Source organism: Salidesulfovibrio brasiliensis JCM 12178, assembly GCF_001311825.1.
In the GTDB taxonomy this organism is placed as follows: Bacteria; Desulfobacterota; Desulfovibrionia; order Desulfovibrionales; family Desulfovibrionaceae; genus Pseudodesulfovibrio; species Pseudodesulfovibrio brasiliensis.
Genome location: NZ_BBCB01000054.1, coordinates 1 through 21,709, shown reverse-complemented (window position 1 = coordinate 21,709; position 21,709 = coordinate 1). Strand labels below are relative to the sequence as shown.

Sequence of the window (21,709 nt, the reverse complement as noted above, 5' to 3'; positions counted from 1 at the left end):
GACTTGAAGGTGCTTGCTGCAAGCGAAGACCTTACGTGGCCGGACAATCCCGCCGAAGGCAAGCTATAAGATTTTGGAGATTCTTAAGAACCTTTTGCCAAAAAGGTTCTTAAGCCGCCGGAGGCCCCCCGGAGGGCCGCCGAAGGCGGGAGTGCTTGAAGCTCTGCGTCCTTTTTGCTAGAGGGCAAATCTGCCGGAATGGTGTCCGGCGCACTTTATCGATGGAGGCTTCATTGAGCGTATCGCCTTGCTCCCTGCCCGAACTGGGCTGGACTGATCATTATGAGCGGCAACTGATTGCCGAGGACCGCGAGAGGGCAGTGCCTGCGCGCATCGTGAGCACGCACCGCGGCCATATTGTGGCCTTCACGGGACAGGAGGAGCATTTGCTGCTTATTGCCGAGAAGGGGCTGATGAGTTTTGGGGAGCAGCCCACGGTGGGCGACTGGGTTTTGCTCGACCGCGAGACGCTCCTGCCGGTCCGGTTGCTGGAGCGTGGGACGGTGTTCAAGCGGATGGCCTCCGGTACCGAGGTGCGCGTTCAGCCCATTGCGGCCAACGTGGACACCCTCTTTATCGTCACTTCCTGCAACCGGGACTTCAATCTGAATCGCATTGAGCGCTATCTCTGCCTTGCGCTGGAGGCCGAAGTGGAGCCGGTGGTGGTCATCACCAAGGCGGACCTGTGCGGCGATCCGGACCGGTACCGGCGTGAGGCTGAATCGCTCATGAACGGCCTTGCTGTGCGGGTGATTAATGCGAAGGACAAAGAAGGCGTTGAAATTCTTCGTGATTGGTTTGAGGTGGGTAAAACGGTTGCCATGCTCGGTTCTTCGGGGGTGGGCAAGACCACCATTCTCAATACCATTCACGGCGAAGATTTGAGCCGTTCCGGTGAGGTGCGATTTGGGGACGACCGCGGGCGGCACACCACTACGACGCGTTCCCTGCACCGCCTTGCGGGTGGGGCGTTGCTGGTGGATATGCCCGGTATTCGGGAACTGCAGCTTCACGACAGCGAGGACGGCCTGAGCCGTGTGTTTTCCGATGTGGAGGAGGCCGTGGCGCTGTGCCGGTTCAGCGATTGCCGCCATGACCGGGAGCCGGGCTGCGCCGTGCGGGAGGCGGTGGAGAGTGGGGCCATGAGCCAACGGCATGTGGAGAATTATTTCAAGCTGTTGCAGGAGCTTGAGGAGAGTGAGGAGAATCTTCGCAAGCGGCGCAACCGCGAACACCGGGTTGTGCGGAATGTGAAGGCCGCCAAGCGCGGCAAGTCCCGCAGACGTTAGTATTCCAGTCCGTCTTTGTCCTTTTCGGCGTGCATTCTGAGGCGCTTTCTTGGCAATGAGCCGGGATGGTTGTCGCGCAGGTACGCCACCAGTTTTTCCCGCACCAGACACCGCAGGTCCCATGCGGCAGAGGAGTTGGCCGCGCTGACCAGCGCCCGCAGGGTGATCGTTTCCGGTCCGGCGTCGGTGACCTGCATGGTGCAGGTCTTGCCGTCCCAGAGGTGGCGCGACTCCTCGCAGATGCGTTCAAGCTCCTGTCGCATGTCGTCTACCGGAACGGTGTAGTCGGCGTGCAGGAAGACGGATCCTATGAGGTCCGCCTTGCTGCGGGTCCAGTTCTGGAATGGGCGTTCCAGAAAGTAGGTAAGCGGCACGATCAGCCTGCGCAGGTCCCAGATGCGCACCACCGCATAGGTGAAGGTGATCTCTTCGATGCGGCCCCATTCGCCTTCGACAATGACCACGTCGTCGATGTTGATGGGGTTGGAGAGGGCGACCTGGACCCCGGCGATGATGGCCCCGAACGTTTTTGCGCCGAGAGGCCGAGGACCACGCTGGCAATGCCTGCCGAGGCCAGCAGCGTCCCGCCGAGCGCCCGGAAACGCTCGAAGAGCATCAGGATTCCGGCAAGTGCCACCAGCCAGATCAGCACCAGCAGCACCCGCTGAAATATCCGTATTTTCGTATGAACCTGGCGTGCGCCGTAGTTGTCCTCCACGTTCAGGTCGTATTTCCAGTGCGTGAGGTCGGCGATAACGTTCAGTCCGGTTGTCGCGGCCCATGCGGCGAGGACGATCCAGAGTATGTCCAGCACATTATGGAAGATGGCTGCGGTGGAAGAGCTCAGATCCGCGAGCGGGAGCAGCGCGGCCACGGCAAGCGAACCGGATGCCACGAGCACAAGCACTCTTGCGCGCATCTTGAGCGACGCGAATAGGGCCTTGCCGAAACGGCGTTCGCCGTTGCCTCCGGTGGTCAGCTTTTTTGCGCACCAGAGTCCGAGGCCGGTCAGCAGCGCAAAGACCACGATTCTTGATATCCATTTCACGGTTTCAGGCGATGTCATGGAACTCCTCCGTAAACAGGGGCGGATACAAATATGCCCACCATACAGCGTGCCGCCGGTAATGTCACACCGGGGATGACGTTGGCGAGCCGCCGGTTTTTGCGGCGGAGGACAGGGATTGTATTGAAAAATAATACGCCTATACGTCATGTGCTGTATCGTATGTGCTCATGTGAATAAATTATTCGAAATGGAGGAGACATGTTCCGCAAGGTGCTGTTTTCAACGATGGCGGCGGCGTTCCTCGTCGTGCTTGTCACTGCGGCTTCGGCATACAAGGTCCCGGACGTCATTGTCCTGGAGAGGCCGAAAGACAACAAACCGCTGGCCACTTGGGTGACGAAAGTGGAGTTTGCTCACGGTTTTCACGCCATTCGCGTTTCCTGCCAGAAATGCCACCACAAGGAATCCGACAAGACGCTCGGCGAATTTGTCGGCTGCAGGCAGTGTCATGGCGCGGATGATCCCAATGACAAAACGGGGTTTTATCGTGCGTGGCATTCGGACGGGCCGCCGAGCTGTCTGGGTTGCCATACCCAGATGCGCGCCCGTGGCGGCGACAACCCGGTGGGCTGTACCACGGCCTGCCACAAGCCGAGCTAGCTGAAAGGAGGAGTCGCATGAGCAATGCGAAGGGATTCAACTCGTTGAAGATGATGGCCGGCGAAAAACAGCCGAGCCGCCGCGACTTCATGAAGTTCTGCGGGACCATGGCCGCGTTCCTCGGCATGGGGCCTGCCTTTGCGCCCACCGTGGCCCACGCGTTGACCACCAAGAAGCGGCCGTCCGTGGTCTATCTGCACTGTGCGGAATGCACCGGCTGCACCGAAGGGTTGCTTCGGGCCTACGAGCCGTATTTTGACGAAATCATCATGAGCACTATCTCGCTGGACTACTGCGAGACAGTAATGGCCGCTGCCGGGCATGCGGCCCATGCGGCGCTGGAAAAGGCGTTGCGGAATCCGGAAGGATACATCTGCGTCATCGAGGGCGGGATTCCGACCCTGCATGGCGGGGAGTACGGCAAGGTCGGGGCCGAAACCATGTTCCAGCTTTGTGCGCGGGTGGCCTCCAAGGCCATAGCGACCATTGCCATGGGCTCCTGCGCCAGCTTCGGCGGGGTGCAGGCCGCGGCTCCGAATCCCTCCGGCGCCAAGGGGACCAACGAAGCCCTTGAAGCGGTGGGCGTCAAGGCCATCAACATCGCGGGCTGTCCGCCCAACCCCATGAACTTCGTGGGCACGGTGGTGCATCTGCTGACAAAGGGGATGCCCGAGCTCGATAACTGGAACCGCCCGAAGCTCTTCTACGCGGACACGGTGCACGCACATTGCCCGCGTCAGGAGCATTTCAACAAGGGTGAGTTCGCCCCGAGCTTTGACAGCAAGGAAGCCAAGAAGGGCTGGTGTCTCTACAAGCTCGGTTGCAAGGGGCCATATACCTATAACAATTGTCCCACGGCGCTGTTCAATCAGGTCAACTGGCCGGTTCAGGCCGGTGCGCCCTGCATCGGGTGCAGCGAGCCGAACTTCTGGGACGACTATTCGCCGTTCTTCCACCCCATCGAAGACGGCTCCGAAACCTAACCCGCGCCATCCGGAAGGAGGAATATCCGCATGAGCCAGACCACAGCCACCAGCACCGGCAAGCGGCTGATCGTCGACCCGGTGACGCGAATCGAAGGCCACCTCAAGGTTGAGGTCGAGCTTGAGAACGACCGCGTGAAAAACGCCTGGGTCAGCACGCAGCTGTACCGGGGCATAGAACAGATACTCAAGGGACGGCCGCCCGAAGATGCGCCGCTCTTCACACAGCGCGCCTGCGGCGTGTGCACGAACACCCATGCACTTACCAGCATCAGGCCATCGAGGACGCCCTCGGCCTTGAAGTGCCGCCGTTGGCCCGGTTGATGCGCCACCTGATCCTGTCGGCGCTCATCGTTCACGACCACCTTGTGCATTTCTATCACCTGCACGGACTGGACTGGATCGACATGGCCGCCGCAACGCAGGCGGACCCGGCAAAGGCCTCGAAGATCGTCGCCAAGACGAGCAACCGCGGCGACGACCCGGCCGATCTGTACATCATGAAGAAGCGTCTGAAGGAGTTCGTGGGCACCGGTCAGCTCGGCTTTCTGGAAAACGCCTACTTCCTCGGCGGCAACAATGCCTACCGTTTCACGCCCGAGGAAAATCTCATCCTTGCGGCACACTACTTCGAGGGCCTGCGCGTGCAGTTGCAACTTGCCCGGGCCATGGCGCTCTTTGCGGGCAAGAACCCTCATGCCCAGTCCATGGTCGTGGGCGGCATGACCTGTTACGACAGCCTCAAGCCTGATGTCATCGGGCACTTTGCCAACATATGGGAAGGGACCATGGAGTTCGTGGACAACGCCATGATGCCGGATATCCGGCTGATGACGAAGCGGTATCCCGAGGCGCTTTCCTACGGAAAGACCTCGAACTTCTTCGCGTTCAACGACTTCCATGATCCAGAAACCGGCAAGGACCCGTACTTCCGTTCCGGCGTGCTCTGGGGCAACGACCTCGGCAAGCATGAGGAATTGGACATCAACGAAATCACCGAGCACGTGGCCCGAAGCTGGTACAAGGGGGACGCGGTACTCAAGCCCTATGACGGCGTGACCGAGCCGAAGTACACGGATTATGACGACAAGGACAAGTATTCGTGGTCCAAGGCCCCCCGCTACAAGGGCGAAGCCATGGAGACCGGTCCGCTGGCACGCCGTGTCATCGCATACGCCCGTGGCGAATCCGAGACCCGCAAGGCGCTGGACGGCTACTTCAAGGCCACCGGCATGAAGCCGGATCAGCTCTTTTCCACCATGGGCCGCACGGTCTGCCGAGTGGTGGAAACGCAGATGCTGATGCGGCGGATGAAAGGCTGGATCGATGAGACCGCCAAGCGCATCAATGCGGGTGACGACACCATCTACCAGCGCTGGAAGATGCCGGATATGGCTAAGGGCGTGGGCATGTGCTGTGTGACGCGCGGCGCCCTGTCACACTGGATTCGCATCAAGGGTGGCAAGATCGAGAACTTCCAGATGGTGGTTCCCTCCACATGGAATCTCGGCCCCCGTTGTGCCGAGGGCAAGCTCAGTGCCGCCGAGCAGTCGCTCATGGGCTGCCCCTGCCCTGACCCGGACCGTCCGGTGGAAATCCTGCGCACCATCCATTCCTTTGACCCGTGCATCGCCTGCTCTGTTCATCTGGTGGACAACCGTGGGGGCGAAGGCAGGACCTTCAAGGTCTTGTAGCAGTAGTTGTAATCAACAATAAGAAGGGCGGCCTGTGAAGGTCGCCCTTTTCATTGTCTCGCGCGGTTGACAGTGTCTTATTATTCGGGGGCGGTTTCAGGAATCATGTCTGCATATTTCCCTGCCAGACGTTTGGCCGTGCCGTCTTCCAGCATGCTGCGAAAGGATTTTTCCAATCGCGGTATGAGATGTGCGTGTTTTTTGTTCAAGGTATGGAAAATGGTCGCTCTGAACAGTTCTTCAGAGACGAAATAGTTGTTGAGGTTTACATGCCGAGCGAAGATACGCCCAATAGTATTGTCTGTGAGAATGACCTTCACCCTTCGCTGTTTTAGCATAAGAAAACCGAGGTCGATATGATCTATGAGGGTGTAAGGTATTCCGGCTCGTTTTGCTGTTGTAACGGTAAGCATGTCCCCGCGCATGATTCCGGGGTTGAGTGGAGCGAGATCTGCAAGGCTGTTGATCGAGAGGTCGGGGTCCAGATAAAACGCCACGATTCTTATTAAACTGTACGGAACGGTTAGCTGGACAATATTGTCATAGCCTTCGATTGCCCTCCGCGTTCGGGCATAGGTGGCGTCAACTTGTCCGGAGTCCAGGTCGAGAAGTATTCGTTCCATAGGTAGAGGCACAAACAAAGCTTTCAAGCCAGCCCGTTTGTAAGCTTCGGTTATTATTGCCTTGGTTTCGGTGAGGTCACAGTCGATTGTGTCCGGGCAGTATAGCTCAGGGAGCCTACCACAAGCGCAGTGTCGGCGCGTGATAGCCCGGGAAGCATGGTGAGCAGCAAAGCGATGCAGAGCAGAATTCTGATCATTATTATTCATATCTCTCGAAGGAGGGCAGGGCAAGGACTATGTCATGCGAAATGAGCATATGCTTTCGAATTTGAAACCGTTTGAAGAGATCGTTTGGCGTGCTGTTAATACGAACATATGATTAAGACTCGCAAAGCTATATTTTGTACAAATAGTGTAGTTATTGATATAGACAAACGCGATTGTTCTGTGAGGTTCGCATAGAAAATGCTCTGGGTGGATTCTTACCGGTTGTGGTTTTTCTGGTGCTGGAGCCTGTGGCAGTTGTTAAGAGACAAAAAAAGTGAGTTTTCACAAGTTTTCCACAGCTTTTTGTTTCAAAAAAGTCAAACAAAACAAAGTGCTAAAAGATGAAAAATTGTTTTGACAACCGTTACTACATAGCTTTATTGGGAAGGCGAAGGGTCATGCCGGACAGCTGAAGTGTACTCCTTATCACGCAAACACACCGCTTCCTCCCAGCGCAGCTTCATGTGCACCGGCACAATAAAAAGGACTCAAGAACGCCGACGTATATTCGGCCCAAAGTGAGAAAGAGAATGTTGAAGAATCTGAAGTTGGCATACAAGATGGCAATCGGTTTCGGACTGCTGCTTGTATTGCTGGGAATCGTGGGAGGCTTGTCGTACAGGGAACTTGGTAACAATCTGGACTCCTTCACGGAGTACCGCAACCTCGCCCGCGACAGCAACCTCGCCGGAAAGCTCCAGAGCACCATGCTGATGGTGCGGATGAACGTGAAGGATTACATCATCACCGGCAGCGATACCGACAAGACGCAGTACAACGAATACGTGTCCGAGCTGGACACGATCATGGATGAAGCCAAGGGCGAGATCAACAAGCCTGAGCGTGCTGCGCTGGTCGCCGAGATTTCCAGCGGACTGACCGAATACAAGAATGGATTCTCCACGCTTGTTTCGATGATGGACAGGCGAGACAGGATGGTAACGGAAGTCCTTGATGTCGAGGGTCCTGCTATGGAAAGGAAGCTGACCGAGATTCTTCGGTCGGCACGCGATGACGGCGACATGGAAGCCGCCTATCGCTCAAGCCTGATGATGCGCCAGCTGCTGCTTGCGAGGCTCTACGCGAGCAAGTTCCTCGCATCCAATGCCGATGCCGACCTTGAGCGAGCTATGAGCGAATTCGACGGCCTGAAGCAGAATGGCGCCATCCTTGAGACACAGCTGCAGAATCCCGAGCGCCGGGTACTGCTTGAGGAGATAACAGCCAAGGAAGCGGTCTACCGTTCCACGCTTAAGGACGTGGCCAGCCTCATCGCCGAACGTAACGCAAACGTGATTGCCGGAACGCTTGACCGCATCGGGCCTGAAGTGGCTGCAGATGCCGATGAGATAACGCACTCGGTCAAGAACGATCAGGACGCGCTTGGAACCGCGGCACAGAGCTCCATCGAGTCGGCAACTATCATGATGATCGCTGTCGTTCTCGTGGCAGTGATCGTTGCTCTTGGGGTCGCCGTCGTCATCACCCGCGGTATCACCGGCCCCATGTCCAAGGCCCTGCAGCTCGGTACCGACGTGTCCGACGGAAACCTCGAAGCCAGCATCGACATAAGCCAGCGCGACGAAGTGGGATCCCTGTGCAATGTCCTCGGCTCCATGGTTGAGCGCCTGCGCACCATCGTCTCCGACGTGCAGGGCAGCGTGGAACGTGTCGCTACCGGCAGTGAGGAACTGGCATCCTCTGCGCAGTCTCTTTCGCAGAACTCCACGGAGCAGGCGGCAAACGTGGAAGAGGTCGCCTCGACCATGAATGAAATGGCAACCAACATAAGCCAGAACTCCGAAAACGCCCACAAGACCGAGGCCATAGCCAGACAGGCGGCCAAGGACGCCGAAGAGAGCGGAAAGGCCGTGAACGAGGCCATGGAAGCGATGAACGAGATCTCCGAGCGTATCGGTATCATCGAAGAGATCGCACGCCAGACCAACCTGCTCGCGCTCAACGCCGCCATTGAAGCGGCCCGCGCGGGCGAACACGGTAAGGGGTTTGCTGTCGTGGCCGCCGAAGTGCGCAAGCTGGCCGAGCGCAGCGGCAACGCGGCCGCCGAAATCAGCGAGCTGTCGCTGAAGAGCACCGGCCTCTCGGAGCGCGCGGTCACGATGCTCGACCAGTTGGTCCCGGACATCATCAAGACCTCCTCGCTGGTGGATGACATCGCCGCCGCCAGTCAGGAGCAGAGCGCAGCGGCCGAACAGGTCAACAGTGCGGTTTCGCAGCTTGAGACCATCGTTCAGCAGAACTCCTCCACGGCGGAAGAGCTGGCCGCAACCAGTGAAGAACTGGCCGGACAGAGTCAGTCCGTACAGCAGGCCTTGGGCTTCTTCCACATGAACGGCTCCAGTGGCCGGGCCTTCTCGACCTCCCGTGGGCAGGAACGCCCCGTAGCCACCGCCAGAACGGTGGAGCCGCGCGCCCTCGCCGCAGCCCCGCAGTATGACGACGCCGAGTTCGAGACCTTCTAGCCGACACTGATTGTCAAACGAAATAAGCAAAGGCCACCCCGAAAGGGGTGGCCTTTTTCCGTGCTGTCTTCCAGTCCCGCCCGGGAGACAGCGGCCAGAGGGTATGGGTGATGCGGTCTTCTGAGTCTTTCTGTGGTGTCAGGCAGGTCTCGGTTACTGTTTCTTAAAGATGATGAGTGGGCAGTTTTTGCAGATGTCTGCCCCGGGGAACCCGTCACCGGGCCGGGTTATGGAGCTGCTGGCCTTGTTGATGCGGTCCATGAGCCTCTGGAAGGTGGCCTTGAACTTTGTGCCGGGGATGATGACGTTGATCTCCCCGCGCTCTGTCTTGCCCGCATTGTAGCTTCCCGAGCAGGCGGGCAGCATGTTGAACTCCTGCTCCACAAAGCTGAAGACGTTTCCGCCGCAGGCGGAGGAGTTGATGGTGATGTTCGGGCGCAACGGGTGGGTGTCTGTCGCCGCCATATAGTCGACTGCCAGATGGTAGGCCTGCATGTTGTCGCAGTAAAAGTGGACGGTGTCCGGGTCGAACAGGCCGTCAATGGAGCCGAGGGGGGCCACGGCGATTCCCAGCAGTCCTTCCTGAAGCTGGTGCTTGGACCTGACAAAGCGCTCCGCCTGATCGAGATCCTGAACATACTTGGCGTGTCCCTTGATCTCGCCTTCGTCCAGCCCCTTCCAGCCGAAACAGTATTTCGCGTTGCCGCAGCCGAGGCCTTGAGCATCCGAATAGATTATCTGTCCCTGCATTCGTGCCCCGAGTTCCCACTGGCAGAACGTCATGGGCTTGAGCGGGGTGTGGATTTCCGGTGCAGTGCTCTGAAAGTGTTCCAGTTCAGCCTTGTCGTAGAAGAACTTCACTGCGACCGGGTAGTGGTACAGCCGCAGATTCTCCATCAGCACGGCTTGCATTTCCTTATACGTCATGGGTTGATCCTTCTTAGTTTGTTCACTCCCGCAGTACGAATCGTTGAGACATTGACTGGTTTGATGGCTGTTGATGAATTCCGAACCGATCTGCGGGAGTGAACAGTTGGAATGGATACTCGCAATGAGTGGTTTCTGTTGAGCAAGGAGCATGCCTTGGATGTGCCGCTCGCCTTTCCGGTCAGGTCCTTTTTGAAGGAGAGGGAGGCGCGGGGTTTGGAATTGCATTGAAATACGGCGTATTATGCTTTCCGGGTGATTTGCGGAAAGAAGAATCAGTTCAGGTCAAAGTCACAAAAAACTCGGTACTCATGCCTTTGGCTGGGGGCCGGAGGCATGCTGAGACGGACTGGCACCAAAGTATCGTTGAAATTGCCAACGACATTTCGTGATTCAACGAAATGCCGTTGCCGCGATAGGGGGGTTGTTGAGAAAAAGATTTTGAAATCAATTGGTTGAATGGTTTTCGATGCTGGCACGGCGATTGCCTTTGCGTGGAAAAGGGTTGCGACGTGATGGCGTACTTCAAAGCTGCCCAGTGCGGTTCGCGCCATCCGGTTCACCATCAGGCTTTGTTCCTTCCTGATTAATTTCCAAGCGTAAGGAGTGTTTCAATGTGCGGCGGCAATCATTCGCATGACCATGACCATGGCCACGGCCATCACCACCACGGCAACGATTTCACCGACTACAAGGATGCGGTCAAAGCGTACCGCGAGTCTTTCGCCAGCAAGGAAGACGTGATGGCTCATGCCCCGGACCCGGCGGTTCGCGACATGGTCAAGTATATGGACGAGCAGGGCGTTGAAAGCTGTTTCGACCGGTTCGACAAGCAGAAACCCCACTGTACCTTCGGTCTGGCAGGAGTGTGCTGCCGCATCTGTTCTCTCGGGCCGTGCAAGATCACGAAGCGTTCTCCCCGAGGCACCTGCGGGGCCGACGCGGACCTCATCGTTGCCCGGAACATGGTCCGCTCCGCCGCCGGTGGCGTGGCAGGCCATGGCGCACGAGCACGCGAGGTCATGCTGACCCTGAAGAAGGCCTCTGCGGGAAACGTGGACCTGCCCATCATCGGCAAGGACAAGGTTCTCGGCGTGGCCGCGGCTTACGGGCTGGAAACGGAAGGCAAGACCGTCGAGGCGCTGGCCGGGGAGATTGCCGACATCCTGCTTGAAGACATGAGCCGCACCGTGCCCGGGCCGCACAAGACGCTCAAGGCCATTGCCCCGCCCGAACGGCAGAAAGTGTGGGAAGAACTCGGTCTTATCCCGACAAGCTCTTACCATGAGGTCTTCGAGCCTTGCACCAGACCACGGTGGGCACACAGGGGGATTGGCGCAAGGCCATGGATCAGTTCCTTCGGCTGGGCCTGACCTTTTCCCTCAACAGCGTGGTGGGCGGGTCCATCGCGCAGGATTGCCTGTTCGGAATCCCCCGTCGCAGCACCATCAAGGCAAACCTCGGCGCCCTGAAGACGGACACCGTCAACATCGCCATCCACGGGCACGCCCCCATGATGGCCATGAAGGTCATAGAGACGGCCCGCAGCGAGAAGTTCGTGAAAATGGCCAAAGAGGCCGGAGCCGCAGGCATCCAGTTCTACGGCATCTGCTGCTCCGGGCTCTCTTCCATGTACCGCCTCGGCGGCGTCATTCCTCTCTCCAACGCCAACGGTTCCGAGCTTGTCGTGGCAACGGGGGCGCTCGACCTGTGGCTGGCCGATATTCAGGAGATATTCCCCGGCATAATGGACGTGGCGAACTGCTACAAGACCGTGGTCGTGACCACCAACGAATCCAACCGTCTGCCCGGAGCCGAGCACATCGGTTACAAGCGGGATCTGGAAGACATCGACAAGCTGCCGGAGCTGGCCGAAAAGATCGTCACCCGTGCCATCGAGAGTTTTGCCAACCGGCGCGACGTCAAGCGCCACATCCCGCCTCACGAGATGGAAGCGGAGGTCGGCTTTGGCCTCGAAGAGTTGAGCGAGCATTTCGGCGGCAGCGTCGAACCCATTGCCGAGGCCCTGAAGGATGGCAGAATCAGAGGCATCATCAACCTCGCGGGCTGTACGAACACCCGCATCGTCTTTGAGAAGGCCATAGTCGATATCGTCGACATCCTGCTGAAAAACAACATCCTCGTTTTTACCAACGGCTGCGCCTCGTTCCCCATGGCAAAGCTCGGGTACTGTTCCACCAAGGGGCAGGAGAAGTGCGGCGGGAGCCTGAAGGCGTTCCTCGGCGACAGCCTGCCGCCAGTGCTGCATTTCGGCGAGTGCATCGACAATGCCCATGCAGTGGGAACCTTTGCGACCATCGCGGGTTTCACCGGTCATCCCATCAAGGACCTGCCGTTTGCCGAAGTGACGCCGGAATGGTCCAATGAAAAGGGTGTCGGCGCGGCTCTCGCCTTCCGCATGCTCGGATTTGACTCCTACCACTGCGTGCATGCGCCCGTGCAAGGATCGCAAAAGGTCCGTGACTTCCTCTACGGCGGCACCCGCGAGATCCTCGGGTCCTGCATGAATGTCGATCCCGACCCGCAAAAGGTCGCAGCCAGAATCATTGCCGACTTCGAGGCGGCCAGAAAGAACATCGGCTGGGATTAGTCCGCCTGAAGCAGGGGAGGGGGTTGTTCCCTCCCCTTCACGATACAGACGTTCAACCAACACGGCCCGAATGCCCGCTCCCGTCATCCACCTTGCGTGCGTGATTGCGGGAGCGGGCATGGCTGGCTGCGGTCTGGACGCTAACGCCAACCGGCGGCGAGGAGTCTGTGATGTTTTTCAAATCGAACTCTGTACAGGTTCGGATGGTCCCTTTGTGTCGGGAGGAGTTTGCCCCCGAGGTCTATCGTCCGGGTGTCATCTCGCTCTCACGCCTTGTGTGGGGATCATTTGGCGGTGGGCTGCTGTTGGCGATTATCGCTTTCCTGTCCCGGCAGACCGGCGTCGAGGTCCTTTTCCCGCCCCTTGCCGCGACGTGCTTCATCAATTCCACCTGCGTCTTTTTGCGCGTGGCCCGGCCCAAACCCGTTATCGTGGGCCATTTCGTCGCTTCGATAGGAGGGCTTGCGGGCGTATGGGCCGGTTCTCATCTGGGGGCCGGGACCGAGTACGCCGTGGCATGCAAGCTCGGTCTTGCCGTGCTGTTCGCGGCTATTCTCATGCAGATATTTGATGCCGATCATCCCCCGGCTGCGGCAACGGCAGCCATTCCGGCCATTCTGCCGCTCCCCATGCCTGCCTACCTGTTGCCCGTTAACATGGCGTGGGGAGCAACCCTTGCCGTGCTGTTCGCCCTGATATGGAACCGGCTGTGGTTCGAGTTCCCGGCCAAGGACGTCGACTACCGGGAAAAGCGGCTCGGACTCTATATGGACACGCCTCAAGTGGGTGGCATGGCCATATGCATGCTCGGCTTTCTCCTCATGTGTTTTCAGCAGGCATCTTCGGTCGTTCACGCCTTGGGAATGATGACGATGCTGCTGGGAGTGGCGTTGCTGGGCGCTCACCATCTGTTCGCTGTCGTGCGTAGCGCGTGAGATGCTCATAAACATCCGACTGAAAGGCAGGGCGGCCTGACCGGGGCGGCGGAATAGCCGGATGCTCTCCCTTCAATGCATCCGGCAGAAGACCATTGGTGTTGTGATGGCTGGGCGTTTCGTTTAGCAATACGGTATGACCGCCGAGCAGACCTTTCATTTCAGCAATATGGAAATCCAGTCGTTGCTTCTTGCCATGAGCGAACAGCGGTCGACGCAAGCGCTTTTCAGCCTTGTTGTGGACCGGCTTTCCGCGTTTGAGGAAGTCGCGCTTGTTCGCATCTGGCTCGTTAAGGAGGGCGACATCTGTTCCTCCTGCCTCATGGCCGATGAGTGCCCCAGCAGGGAACTGTGTCTGCATCTGGTGGCCAGTGCCGGGCGTTCCTCGCGCGATGGTTCGGCCGAATGGAATCGTTTGGACGGTAAATTCAAGCGGTTTCCCATGGGGGTCAGGAAGGTCGGTCACATCGCGGCGACCGGACAGCCTGTGGTTGTCGAGTCGATTCCCGACGACTCCCAGTGGATCGCCCACCCGGAGTGGGCACAGGAAGAGGGTATCAACGGTTTTGCCGGGCAGCCCATGCGCTTCCATGGCGAAATCCTCGGGGTGCTGGCCGTTTTCACCAAAACGCGGATCAACAAGCCCGCGCTGGATATTCTTCGCATCCTCGCCAACCACGCGGCAACAGCCCTTGCCAACGCCCGGGCGTTCGAGCAGATCGAGGATCTGAAAGGGCAACTTGAAGCGGAGAACAGTTATCTGCGCGAGGAACTGGTGAAAGCGAGCTCCTACGGCGGATTCATTGGACGCAGCCTCGCGCTTCAGCGCACGGTCCAGCAAATCGACCTGGTCGCTCCGACCGATGCCAATGTGCTTGTTCAGGGCGAATCCGGCACCGGCAAGGAGCTTGTCGCCCGCGAGTTGCACCAGCGAAGCAGCAGAAAGTCCAAGCCTCTCATCAAAGTAAACTGCGCGTCTGTTCCCAAGGAGCTTTTTGCCAGCGAATTCTTTGGTCACGTCAAGGGGGCGTTCACCGGGGCCCATGCCAGCAGGGAGGGGAAGTTCGGTGCCGCAAACGGCGGAACACTCTTCCTTGATGAGGTGGGAGAGATCCCTCTCGAGTTGCAGGCGCAGCTCCTTCGGGTTCTTCAGGAGGGAGAGTATGAGCGCGTTGGGGAAGAAAAGGTGCGAAAGGTAGATGTGCGCATCATCGCAGCCACCAACCGGGACCTGGAAAAAGAGGTGAGAGCCGGACGATTCCGCGAGGACCTGTATTTCCGGCTGAACGTTTTCCCCATAGAGGTCTCGCCATTGCGGGAGCGCAAGGAAGACATAGCCCCTTTGGCAGAGCATTTTCTCAGGCAGTCCCTGAAAGCCATGAACAGGCCTGCGCTCAAGTTCAGCCCGGAACAGCTTGCTGAGCTACTTGAGTATAACTGGCCGGGAAATGTCCGCGAACTGCAGAACATTGTCGAACGGTTTGCCATTTCATCCATCGGCGGGCCTGCGCATACCAGACTGTTCGGTGGAATCGGCGGAAGTACGAAGGCGGCGCCGCCAGTGATTCAAGACACACCGGAAGCTGTCTTAACGGAAGAGGAGATGCTTCGGCTGCAGGCGAGAAACATTGAAAAAGCATTGGAACGCTGTGGTGGCAGAATATACGGCCCTGAAGGTGCCGCCGCCTTGCTGGGCCTGAAGCCAACGACGCTTTCCACCCGGATTAAGACATTGGGTATTCGGCGACCTGCTAAGTGACCCCGCTTCTCAGCTCGGAACTGACTCACACCTTTTACTAGGCATACCCCGGCTGCCAAGGCATGCGGTAGGGTACGATAAAGGGATTCGACGAGCGCTCGGTAGCGAGCCAACGTATCGAATCCCTTTGTTCTTTTCTGGAGCCAGAGATCAGAATTGAACTGACGACCTGCTAATTATGAATTTGTTTGTGAGGAGGTTGGTAGCCAGATAGTATCTAGCCGAAAATGTAGCCTTTTCTTGATTTCAGGCAGTTCATGAGGGGCAGATGTTCTGGTTTTGGATAGCGGTGTGGGGCCTTGACTGCAATGTTGGCTTTACGACTTCAATGTCTTTTTGAGATGCTTGGACCATTACGTTAGTCATCGTAGTCACAATAGAGATACCACCCTTTGGCTCCTTCAATTTTTTTTGTGAACAGCCCAATAAGATCGCCAGAGGTCTTGTTGCTGATCATAGTCGTCAATGCTGTCCACCAACAAAAGCTCGCTTTTCGGGTGTGGGTCGTACAAGTAGCCTTTCGATGAACCGCCTGTGACCATCCCTATACAGTTTGACAAAAACAGAATCCTTGGACTGCCATTTGAAGAATAGGAGGCGTAAATCCCTCTTTCTGTGGAGATGTTTTTGAAAAGATTTCGATACCAGACAATCCTGTCAGGGGTGTCGCTTCGGGCTTTGCCATCGGCTAGGCTGTACCAATTGTCATCCACTCTTCGGATGTCGTCGTCTTGCTGCAATTGGGTAACAATTTGTTCGAAAACAGCTCGGTTTTCAGCGAAGTTTTGAAGCATGACATCATCGGTGTCGTGAGGCGGGAATATGATGTTCAGAAATAGCCAACCTCCAGCCACAAGGAGTACGCAAAGAACACCAATCGATAAAAAAAACCATTTGACTGTTTTTATAAATAAACGCCCCAAGTGCATTTTCGATCATTGCCTCTTTGCAGTTTCTTGCGGCGGGAGTCCAGCTCGCGTCGTCCTGTCGCAAGCATCGTTAGAACGGGTAACCTTGCCCTTTGCGAATCATTTGATTGTCGTGCGGGTCGTCAAACCATGTCCGATACCACTTGAGTCTATAATGCCCACCGCGAATTTGAATTGCTCCTGCAGCCGCTCTAGCCAGCGTTACATTGATTCCCATGGCCTGTGTGTAGAGTCCGTAATGGTAGTTGCCAAAGTCTTCATATTCTGGGTGGTCGCCTTTCTTGAAATCGTATCTCTTCCCTGTGATAAAGTTCATGTATATCCAAAGACATTTGTAGATGAGTGTCAATTCATCGATACATGTCTTTCGTATGCCATCAATGGCGCTGATGCCAGAGAGATTCATCTGAGACAGGAAGCGATCAACTTCGATAACGGATTTTTGCTGACTCTCTTTCGCAACTCGCCTTGCTTCCGCGCTATTGGCTGCCAAATCGACACCCGGCGGCACAATGATGGTCCGGGATCGTCCCGTGAATTTGATCGTCTCGAACTCTTCAATTTCGCACTTGCAGTTCGGGTGGACCGCGCCGAGCCGACTTTCGAACCATAGTCCTTTCATCGCCTGACACTTGTCACACGCCTGAGGCTTCGGATGGTATCGCCAATAGGTCGCCTTCTTCAACCTGCTTTCGATTATGATACGTTCGCCCGCAACCACAGACATGTGCTTGGGCATGCCATACACCAGTTGATCATCCCCAATATGTTGATTCCAATGTTTTGCCATTTTACCACTCCTTGTAGTTGGTTTTCGGAACAGAGCCCAATGCGCTGTTCAAGGTTTTGAAAACGGTATCATGGGTTTTCGGGACAAAATGAGTGAAACACGGAGGTGTTGGTGAAGTGCAACCTGATGTCGGTCGAAAGCATGGTGCGGTCGGCGAAATACGGTAAAGAAACCGAATGTATCGCTTGACAGGTTTTGGGTGGAAGCGGGGTTGATCCTTTCGTGGTTTGGCAATTAATTGGTGGGAATCAGTAGGTCCAGTTACACAACCTGCTGAAATCATGAAGAACGAGTAATCAGTGTCCGCAAATTGTACTCAGACAAGAATCGGTTTTGACTCTTTCAGTATGGAATAGAAAAAGCCCCAAAGTGATACAACTCACTGAGGGGCTTGATCATTCCATGGAGCCAGAGATCAGAGTTGAATTTAGGTGTCCCCATTTGGGGCGTTGGACCTAAATGTGGCATGCTCAAAAGAGAGTCCGCGAAGTGTTGGCAGGATTGCAAAGCAAAGGACGATGATGTTGAGCGTTGTGGGTACTCCATAAAATAGGTAGTCGCCAAGGTTTCTGTTACCTTCCAGAATCAAAGATATATTGGCCCACCCTGGGAATGCAATGCAAGGGATACAAGCGAGTATGTCCAGTGGACGTCTTTTGTACCGTTCAGGCCATTTGTTGACGAGCCTAGCAATGAGGTGTGTATTGGCAATTACGAAAACAGCCATCGTACACCAAAGACCCCATGCAAATAGGGTCCAGTAGTTGAAACTGAGTGTGATCGCATCAAGCAGAAAAAGGCCGGTACCCATAACTAAATATGAGCCAACAGCGATTGTCTGGATCGACAGCCCTAGTAGCAAGATCATACGAACAGCTTTAGGTGCACTGGGCTTCAATTGTTCTCGGTAATTCATATTGTCTATATGTGCTGCTGGCGGACTGTAGTCAAGTACTGGAAGTGGGGCTACCGTTTAGCATACCCACTTCCAATGACGACTAGGAACTCGCCCGTTTACTTGAGTAGAGGAGATTTTTGTCCTTTTATGACCATCTTATTGTCTCTGGGGTCGTCGAACCACGTTCGCCAAAAGCTCATCTTTGAGGTTAACGAAAATACCTGAGCAGCTCCCGCTGCGGCTTGGGCAAAAGAGGCATTCAATCCGAGGGCTTCCGTATAAAGACCATAATGATAGTTGCCAAAATCTTCGTATTCAGGATGCCCTCCTCGTTTGTAGTCGTATTTGGCTCCATCCTTGAAATTGAAAAAACCCATATACATTTCAATGATAAACTTGCTGTGGAATATGGCGGGAAGTTAAAAAGGAATGGTTCACAAATCCTTTTTATCCGCCTTGCTTCCGCAATATTGGCTGCCAAGTCGACGCCCGGAGGCACGATGATAGTCTGGGACCGTCCTGTGACTAGATAGCCTCGAATTCTTCAATTTCACACTTGCAGTTCGGATGAACAGGCCCGGGGCGACTTTTGAACCACAGCCCTTTCATCGCCTGGTATTTGTCGCATGCCCGTGGTTTCGGATGATATCGCCAATACGTCGCTCTATTCGGCTGGCCCTTGGTCTTGGTGCCCCCATTTGCCACTCCCGACATGTGTTTCGGGAGGCCGTAAACCAGTTGATCATCTCCGATGTGTTGAACCCATTCCTCTGCCATTTTTTTCTCTCTTAGTGAGTGGTTTTCACGAATAGCACCCAATGCGACGTTCAAAGTTGCGAAAACCGTAACACAGGTTTTCAGGCCAAAAAGGGCGAAACACAGAGTTGTCCGTTGAATACAGCAAGGAGTCGGTCAAAGGCACGGTGATGTCGGCGAAATACACCAAAGAAACCAAATGTATCGCTTGACAGGTTTTGGGTGGAAGCGGGGTTGATTCGTTCGTGGTTTGGCAATCAATTGGTGGGAATCAGTAGGTCCAGTTACACAACCTGCTGAAATCATGAAGAACGAGTAATCAGTGTCCGCAAATTGTACTCAGACAAGAATCGGTTTTGACTCTTTCAGCATGGAATAGAAAAAGCCCCAAAGTGATACAAATCACTGAGGGGCTTGATCATTCCGTGGAGCCAGAGATCAGAGTTGAACTGACGACCTACTGATTACGAATCGTTTTTTATATATCAAAAGTGTTCAAAGGTTGTGATTTAATTTTCAATATTTCAGTATATTACTGTTTTTTAGGTTATCATTCTTTTAATAAGAGCATATATTTTTTCAGCTAGTGTGGAGCAAATTTGGAGCATTAATCAGGGTGCTCATATTGTCTCTTGGGGTGAGCTTATTATATCTAAAATCATTTTTTAATGCAATAATTTCAGATGCTTGTTGACAAAAGAGAGCGAGGTGATAAAATGGCGACAAATTGATCAAGGAGGACTCAGAATGAGTAACGTAATCAACCGCCATGGAGTAGCCCAGCTTCTCGGCACTACTCCGGCAGCCATTTCCTGTAGAGTCTCAAGACGAGATTGGTCAGCAGTTCCTGAGCCGTTTAAAATTGGACGGGGGTATTACTGGCTCAAAGACAAAGTGGAAGAGTGGTTGTATATGAAGGCAGGACAAGGTCTCCAAGGGCCGCAGTTGTCTAGAAAGAAAGGGCGTCCAAGGAAAGGTGAAGAAAGGAGGTCTGCATGCTAAATTCAAAAAAAGAGTCAGGATCCGCCGGCAAGCATGAAACTGACTCTCTGGAAAGCGCTTTCAACATTGTAATTGTTGAAGCACCACAAAAACATTCTTGCCTCCTTTGGCGCAAATATCAAGAAAAAAGAGGCCGTGCCGTTTTATACTATTTGGGTAAAGTTAAAAAATTCCAATCTGAAGAAATAATTATTAGATTGGCGGGGCCGCAAGTCGTGGATTTTTTTCGTTGCCAGAAAGGTATTGCTTCCTCTGTGAAGGAGGTCCTGAGGCAACTGATTCTCATCAACAGGATTCACGGAAAATGCTTCCCGTCACATGGCTGGATTGCTGAGAAAATCGGAGTTTGCCGACGAACAGTTCAGCGCGCCATCAAGGTGCTATCCAGTTTGGGCATTATATCCACATCAAAGTCTCAGCACAGACGAAGCCTCAGCTATTTAATACATTTATGTGAGAAAGTTTTTGGGAAATTTTGGCCAAGAACTTTAGAAGCCAAGTCGAAAACGAAGTTGCGCCAAGTCTCTTGCCCTGAAGTCTCTTGTCCTGCTGATGTGGAGGAAATGATCACTGTCGTTGCCCAGAAAAGAGCAACAAAAAAATGTTAGCGGGTATCGTCATCAACTTTTCCAGAATTTTTATGATGGTACTTTAAATGTGGACCATTTAAGAGATCAATTTAATAAAATTCTCGAGGCACAAAGCCGTCCTCCCGCTCGAATGAAAGCGGAAGAAGATAGCACTGTTTTCGAAATCCATAAGCGTTTACGGAAGCAGCTTGAAGCTTTGAGCAGCTAGAAATCGATTTCAAAGCACATCCTTTACAGATCTCTTGAGTCCTTGGCTCAAGAGATGCTCGTGTTGCCTTCTTTCTCGTTGCAGTTCTCCATCGTTTAAGCCTCAATATAATAACATCCGAGCGATGCCACAAAAGTATGCCTGAAGGGCCTCGCTTCATGGGGACAGGCGGTATTTTGATGTATTTTCTGACATATTGCCCCATGTCATTGGAGCAGGTGACGCAACTGTTGGGCAAAAGTGTCCCACTATAGACCAAATAAATACCATTCTATTGCCGAAAACAGACCGGTGTTTGGTCGTCTTTCTCGCTAAAAGGTAAAGACGTGCCGAGCATAGCTCGCGCAAAAAGGATAGTGCGTAGTCTATTATATGGCAAAAAGCGGCTTCGCCGCGGCCGTGAAAGGTGGGAATCGAATTGTCGCACAAATATCCTTCTAAGGCGTTTCATTCGACACGGAAGCAAAAAACGCGATTTGCCCCCCTTCACGGCAGAAATTTGCCCATGTCTGGCGCGAGGTCGGTGGATGGACAATGTGATGATCGAACGTCTGTGGCGTTCGGTGAAATATGAATGTGCTTATCTGCGGGAAATGGAAACCGGAAGCGAACTGCGACAAGCCTTGGCTTGGTGGTTCGATTTCTACAACAATCGACGTCCGCATTTTGCTTTTGACGGCAAGAAGCCGATGGAGATATATCAGAATCGTCCCAGGCCAGAGGGGGGTACCCCCTCTGGCCTGGACCGAAAGAGCGGCGTAGCTCGTAAACGTGTCCACCTTAAAATCGTCGTTCAGTGGTCCGAAGAACCGAGGCCCCTTCTTACTATGTGTTTGCCTAAGATCATGGGAGAAATTACCAATGACTGATTACAATGAGCTGGGTGTTCAATATGAAGGTGCTTGGCAGCAAGCTGGATTCGTGGTGAGTGGTTATATGCCTGACCCTGTCACTTTAGAGAAGGTGAACCTATACAACACAATCAACGCAGAAGCGTCAGATGAGGATAAACATCCACAACTAAAGGGTTATCTGGGAGTATTACACCACCTTGATGCATTTCTGGTTTCTGTTGAACGGATTGTTGAAATGTTTCGGCACATACAGGCAGGGATTCTTAGCCCTGAATTGGATATTCGGTTTCCAATCTTGATCGTCAAACGATCTGGATATACAGGGCCACGGGTAAGCCCTCCATTGCTCATGGGGATTTCATCAAAGCTAATTGAAATTGAATCTGAAACACTGTTGTTGAGGGCTGTTAGTCTTCTTGAAAGAATTACAAAATTAATTGCCAATGAATGTAACCTAGAACGACGTCTAAACTTTTACCATCTTGAGAGAGCATTACAGAGT

At 54.6% G+C, this 21,709-nt stretch carries 15 protein-coding genes and 3 pseudogenes; 11 read left to right on the top strand and 7 right to left on the bottom strand.

The features are described from left to right. The first annotated feature begins 233 nt into the window (after nt 1–233). On the top strand, nt 234–1,289 hold the full coding sequence (gene rsgA, locus JCM12178_RS12215; RefSeq protein ID WP_245628750.1) for a ribosome small subunit-dependent GTPase A: 1,056 nt from the start codon (nt 234–236) through the stop codon (nt 1,287–1,289). Here the strand turns inward: rsgA and JCM12178_RS19805 are convergent. Together JCM12178_RS19805 and JCM12178_RS19800 are read right to left on the bottom strand one after the other, a co-directional pair. After that, entirely contained in the window at nt 1,286–1,753 is a 468-nt protein-coding gene (locus JCM12178_RS19805; RefSeq protein WP_369404521.1) for a mechanosensitive ion channel family protein, read from the bottom strand. The genes rsgA and JCM12178_RS19805 overlap by 4 nt on opposite strands. Then, nucleotides 1,666–2,355 carry a hypothetical protein gene (locus JCM12178_RS19800; protein ID WP_245628752.1) on the bottom strand — a complete coding sequence of 230 codons (690 nt, stop codon included), beginning with the start codon at nt 2,353–2,355 and terminating at the stop codon, nt 1,666–1,668. The genes JCM12178_RS19805 and JCM12178_RS19800 overlap by 88 nt, the downstream gene beginning before the upstream one ends. Nucleotides 2,356–2,556: 201 nt before the next feature. Here JCM12178_RS19800 and JCM12178_RS12205 point away from each other — a divergent pair, with 201 nt between their 5' ends. From JCM12178_RS12205 to JCM12178_RS12195, 3 genes and pseudogenes are all read left to right on the top strand, one after another. Next, on the top strand, nt 2,557–2,958 hold the full coding sequence (locus tag JCM12178_RS12205) for a cytochrome c3 family protein (protein ID WP_157054899.1): 402 nt from the start codon (nt 2,557–2,559) through the stop codon (nt 2,956–2,958). A 17-nt stretch (nt 2,959–2,975) separates the two neighbouring features. Continuing rightward, on the top strand, nt 2,976–3,941 hold the full coding sequence (locus tag JCM12178_RS12200) for a hydrogenase small subunit (protein WP_054651749.1): 966 nt from the start codon (nt 2,976–2,978) through the stop codon (nt 3,939–3,941). 30 nt (nt 3,942–3,971) lie between these two features. Next, nucleotides 3,972–5,635: pseudogene (locus JCM12178_RS12195) on the top strand (nickel-dependent hydrogenase large subunit). Nucleotides 5,636–5,715: 80 nt separating this feature from the next. Here the strand turns inward: JCM12178_RS12195 and JCM12178_RS12190 are convergent. Further along, on the bottom strand, nt 5,716–6,465 hold the full coding sequence (locus JCM12178_RS12190) for a substrate-binding periplasmic protein (protein WP_083465916.1): 750 nt from the start codon (nt 6,463–6,465) through the stop codon (nt 5,716–5,718). Between the two features lie 530 nt (nt 6,466–6,995). Here JCM12178_RS12190 and JCM12178_RS12185 point away from each other — a divergent pair. Next, complete coding sequence (locus tag JCM12178_RS12185; RefSeq protein ID WP_054651745.1) at nt 6,996–8,948, top strand: methyl-accepting chemotaxis protein; 1,953 nt, start codon at nt 6,996–6,998, stop codon at nt 8,946–8,948. 153 nt (nt 8,949–9,101) lie between these two features. On the opposite strand, the gene JCM12178_RS12180 is transcribed toward JCM12178_RS12185, so the two are convergent. Beyond that, nucleotides 9,102–9,875, bottom strand: coding sequence for a DUF169 domain-containing protein (locus tag JCM12178_RS12180; RefSeq protein WP_054651743.1), 774 nt, complete (start codon nt 9,873–9,875; stop codon nt 9,102–9,104). A gap of 614 nt (nt 9,876–10,489) precedes the next feature. Here JCM12178_RS12180 and JCM12178_RS21010 point away from each other — a divergent pair. From JCM12178_RS21010 to JCM12178_RS12165, 3 genes and pseudogenes are all read left to right on the top strand, one after another. Next, nucleotides 10,490–12,486: pseudogene (locus tag JCM12178_RS21010) on the top strand (hypothetical protein). A 170-nt stretch (nt 12,487–12,656) separates the two neighbouring features. Next, nucleotides 12,657–13,421, top strand: a complete 765-nt coding sequence (locus JCM12178_RS12170) for an HPP family protein (protein ID WP_054651741.1) — start codon at nt 12,657–12,659, stop codon at nt 13,419–13,421. 136 nt (nt 13,422–13,557) lie between these two features. Beyond that, on the top strand, nt 13,558–15,180 hold the full coding sequence (locus JCM12178_RS12165; RefSeq protein WP_054651739.1) for a sigma-54-dependent Fis family transcriptional regulator: 1,623 nt from the start codon (nt 13,558–13,560) through the stop codon (nt 15,178–15,180). Between the two features lie 401 nt (nt 15,181–15,581). Here JCM12178_RS12165 and JCM12178_RS12160 read toward each other — a convergent pair whose 3' ends face one another. From JCM12178_RS12160 to JCM12178_RS19795, 3 genes are all read right to left on the bottom strand, one after another. Continuing rightward, complete coding sequence (locus tag JCM12178_RS12160; protein WP_054651737.1) at nt 15,582–16,109, bottom strand: hypothetical protein; 528 nt, start codon at nt 16,107–16,109, stop codon at nt 15,582–15,584. A gap of 70 nt (nt 16,110–16,179) precedes the next feature. Continuing rightward, entirely contained in the window at nt 16,180–16,899 is a 720-nt protein-coding gene (locus JCM12178_RS12155) for a polymorphic toxin type 44 domain-containing protein (RefSeq protein ID WP_054651735.1), read from the bottom strand. Nucleotides 16,900–17,913: 1,014 nt separating this feature from the next. Further along, a complete protein-coding gene (locus JCM12178_RS19795) occupies nt 17,914–18,174 on the bottom strand; it encodes a polymorphic toxin type 44 domain-containing protein (RefSeq protein ID WP_054651733.1) in 261 nt (86 codons plus the stop codon). A 1,374-nt stretch (nt 18,175–19,548) separates the two neighbouring features. On the opposite strand from JCM12178_RS19795, the gene JCM12178_RS17875 reads away from it, so the two are divergent. The 3 genes and pseudogenes from JCM12178_RS17875 to JCM12178_RS18380 form a co-directional block, all read left to right on the top strand. Continuing rightward, on the top strand, nt 19,549–20,163 hold the full coding sequence (locus tag JCM12178_RS17875) for a helix-turn-helix domain-containing protein (RefSeq protein ID WP_083465915.1): 615 nt from the start codon (nt 19,549–19,551) through the stop codon (nt 20,161–20,163). Nucleotides 20,164–20,868: 705 nt separating this feature from the next. Continuing rightward, nucleotides 20,869–21,057, top strand: a pseudogene (locus JCM12178_RS12145) (integrase core domain-containing protein); the annotation flags it as partial. Between the two features lie 157 nt (nt 21,058–21,214). Next, a partial coding sequence (locus JCM12178_RS18380) for a hypothetical protein (RefSeq protein ID WP_157054898.1) occupies nt 21,215–21,709 on the top strand: 495 nt, incomplete at its 3' end.

Coding starts and splice junctions, on each gene's coding strand:
- JCM12178_RS19800 (WP_245628752.1), bottom strand. CDS start 2,355: ATGACATCGCCTGAAACCGTGAAATGGATATCAAGAATCGTGGTCTTT.
- JCM12178_RS12205 (WP_157054899.1), top strand. CDS start 2,557: ATGTTCCGCAAGGTGCTGTTTTCAACGATGGCGGCGGCGTTCCTCGTC.
- JCM12178_RS12200 (WP_054651749.1), top strand. CDS start 2,976: ATGAGCAATGCGAAGGGATTCAACTCGTTGAAGATGATGGCCGGCGAA.
- JCM12178_RS12190 (WP_083465916.1), bottom strand. CDS start 6,465: ATGAATAATAATGATCAGAATTCTGCTCTGCATCGCTTTGCTGCTCAC.
- JCM12178_RS12185 (WP_054651745.1), top strand. CDS start 6,996: ATGTTGAAGAATCTGAAGTTGGCATACAAGATGGCAATCGGTTTCGGA.
- JCM12178_RS12180 (WP_054651743.1), bottom strand. CDS start 9,875: ATGACGTATAAGGAAATGCAAGCCGTGCTGATGGAGAATCTGCGGCTG.
- JCM12178_RS12170 (WP_054651741.1), top strand. CDS start 12,657: ATGTTTTTCAAATCGAACTCTGTACAGGTTCGGATGGTCCCTTTGTGT.
- JCM12178_RS12165 (WP_054651739.1), top strand. CDS start 13,558: ATGACCGCCGAGCAGACCTTTCATTTCAGCAATATGGAAATCCAGTCG.
- JCM12178_RS12160 (WP_054651737.1), bottom strand. CDS start 16,109: ATGCACTTGGGGCGTTTATTTATAAAAACAGTCAAATGGTTTTTTTTA.
- JCM12178_RS12155 (WP_054651735.1), bottom strand. CDS start 16,899: ATGGCAAAACATTGGAATCAACATATTGGGGATGATCAACTGGTGTAT.
- JCM12178_RS19795 (WP_054651733.1), bottom strand. CDS start 18,174: ATGGGTTTTTTCAATTTCAAGGATGGAGCCAAATACGACTACAAACGA.
- JCM12178_RS17875 (WP_083465915.1), top strand. CDS start 19,549: ATGCTAAATTCAAAAAAAGAGTCAGGATCCGCCGGCAAGCATGAAACT.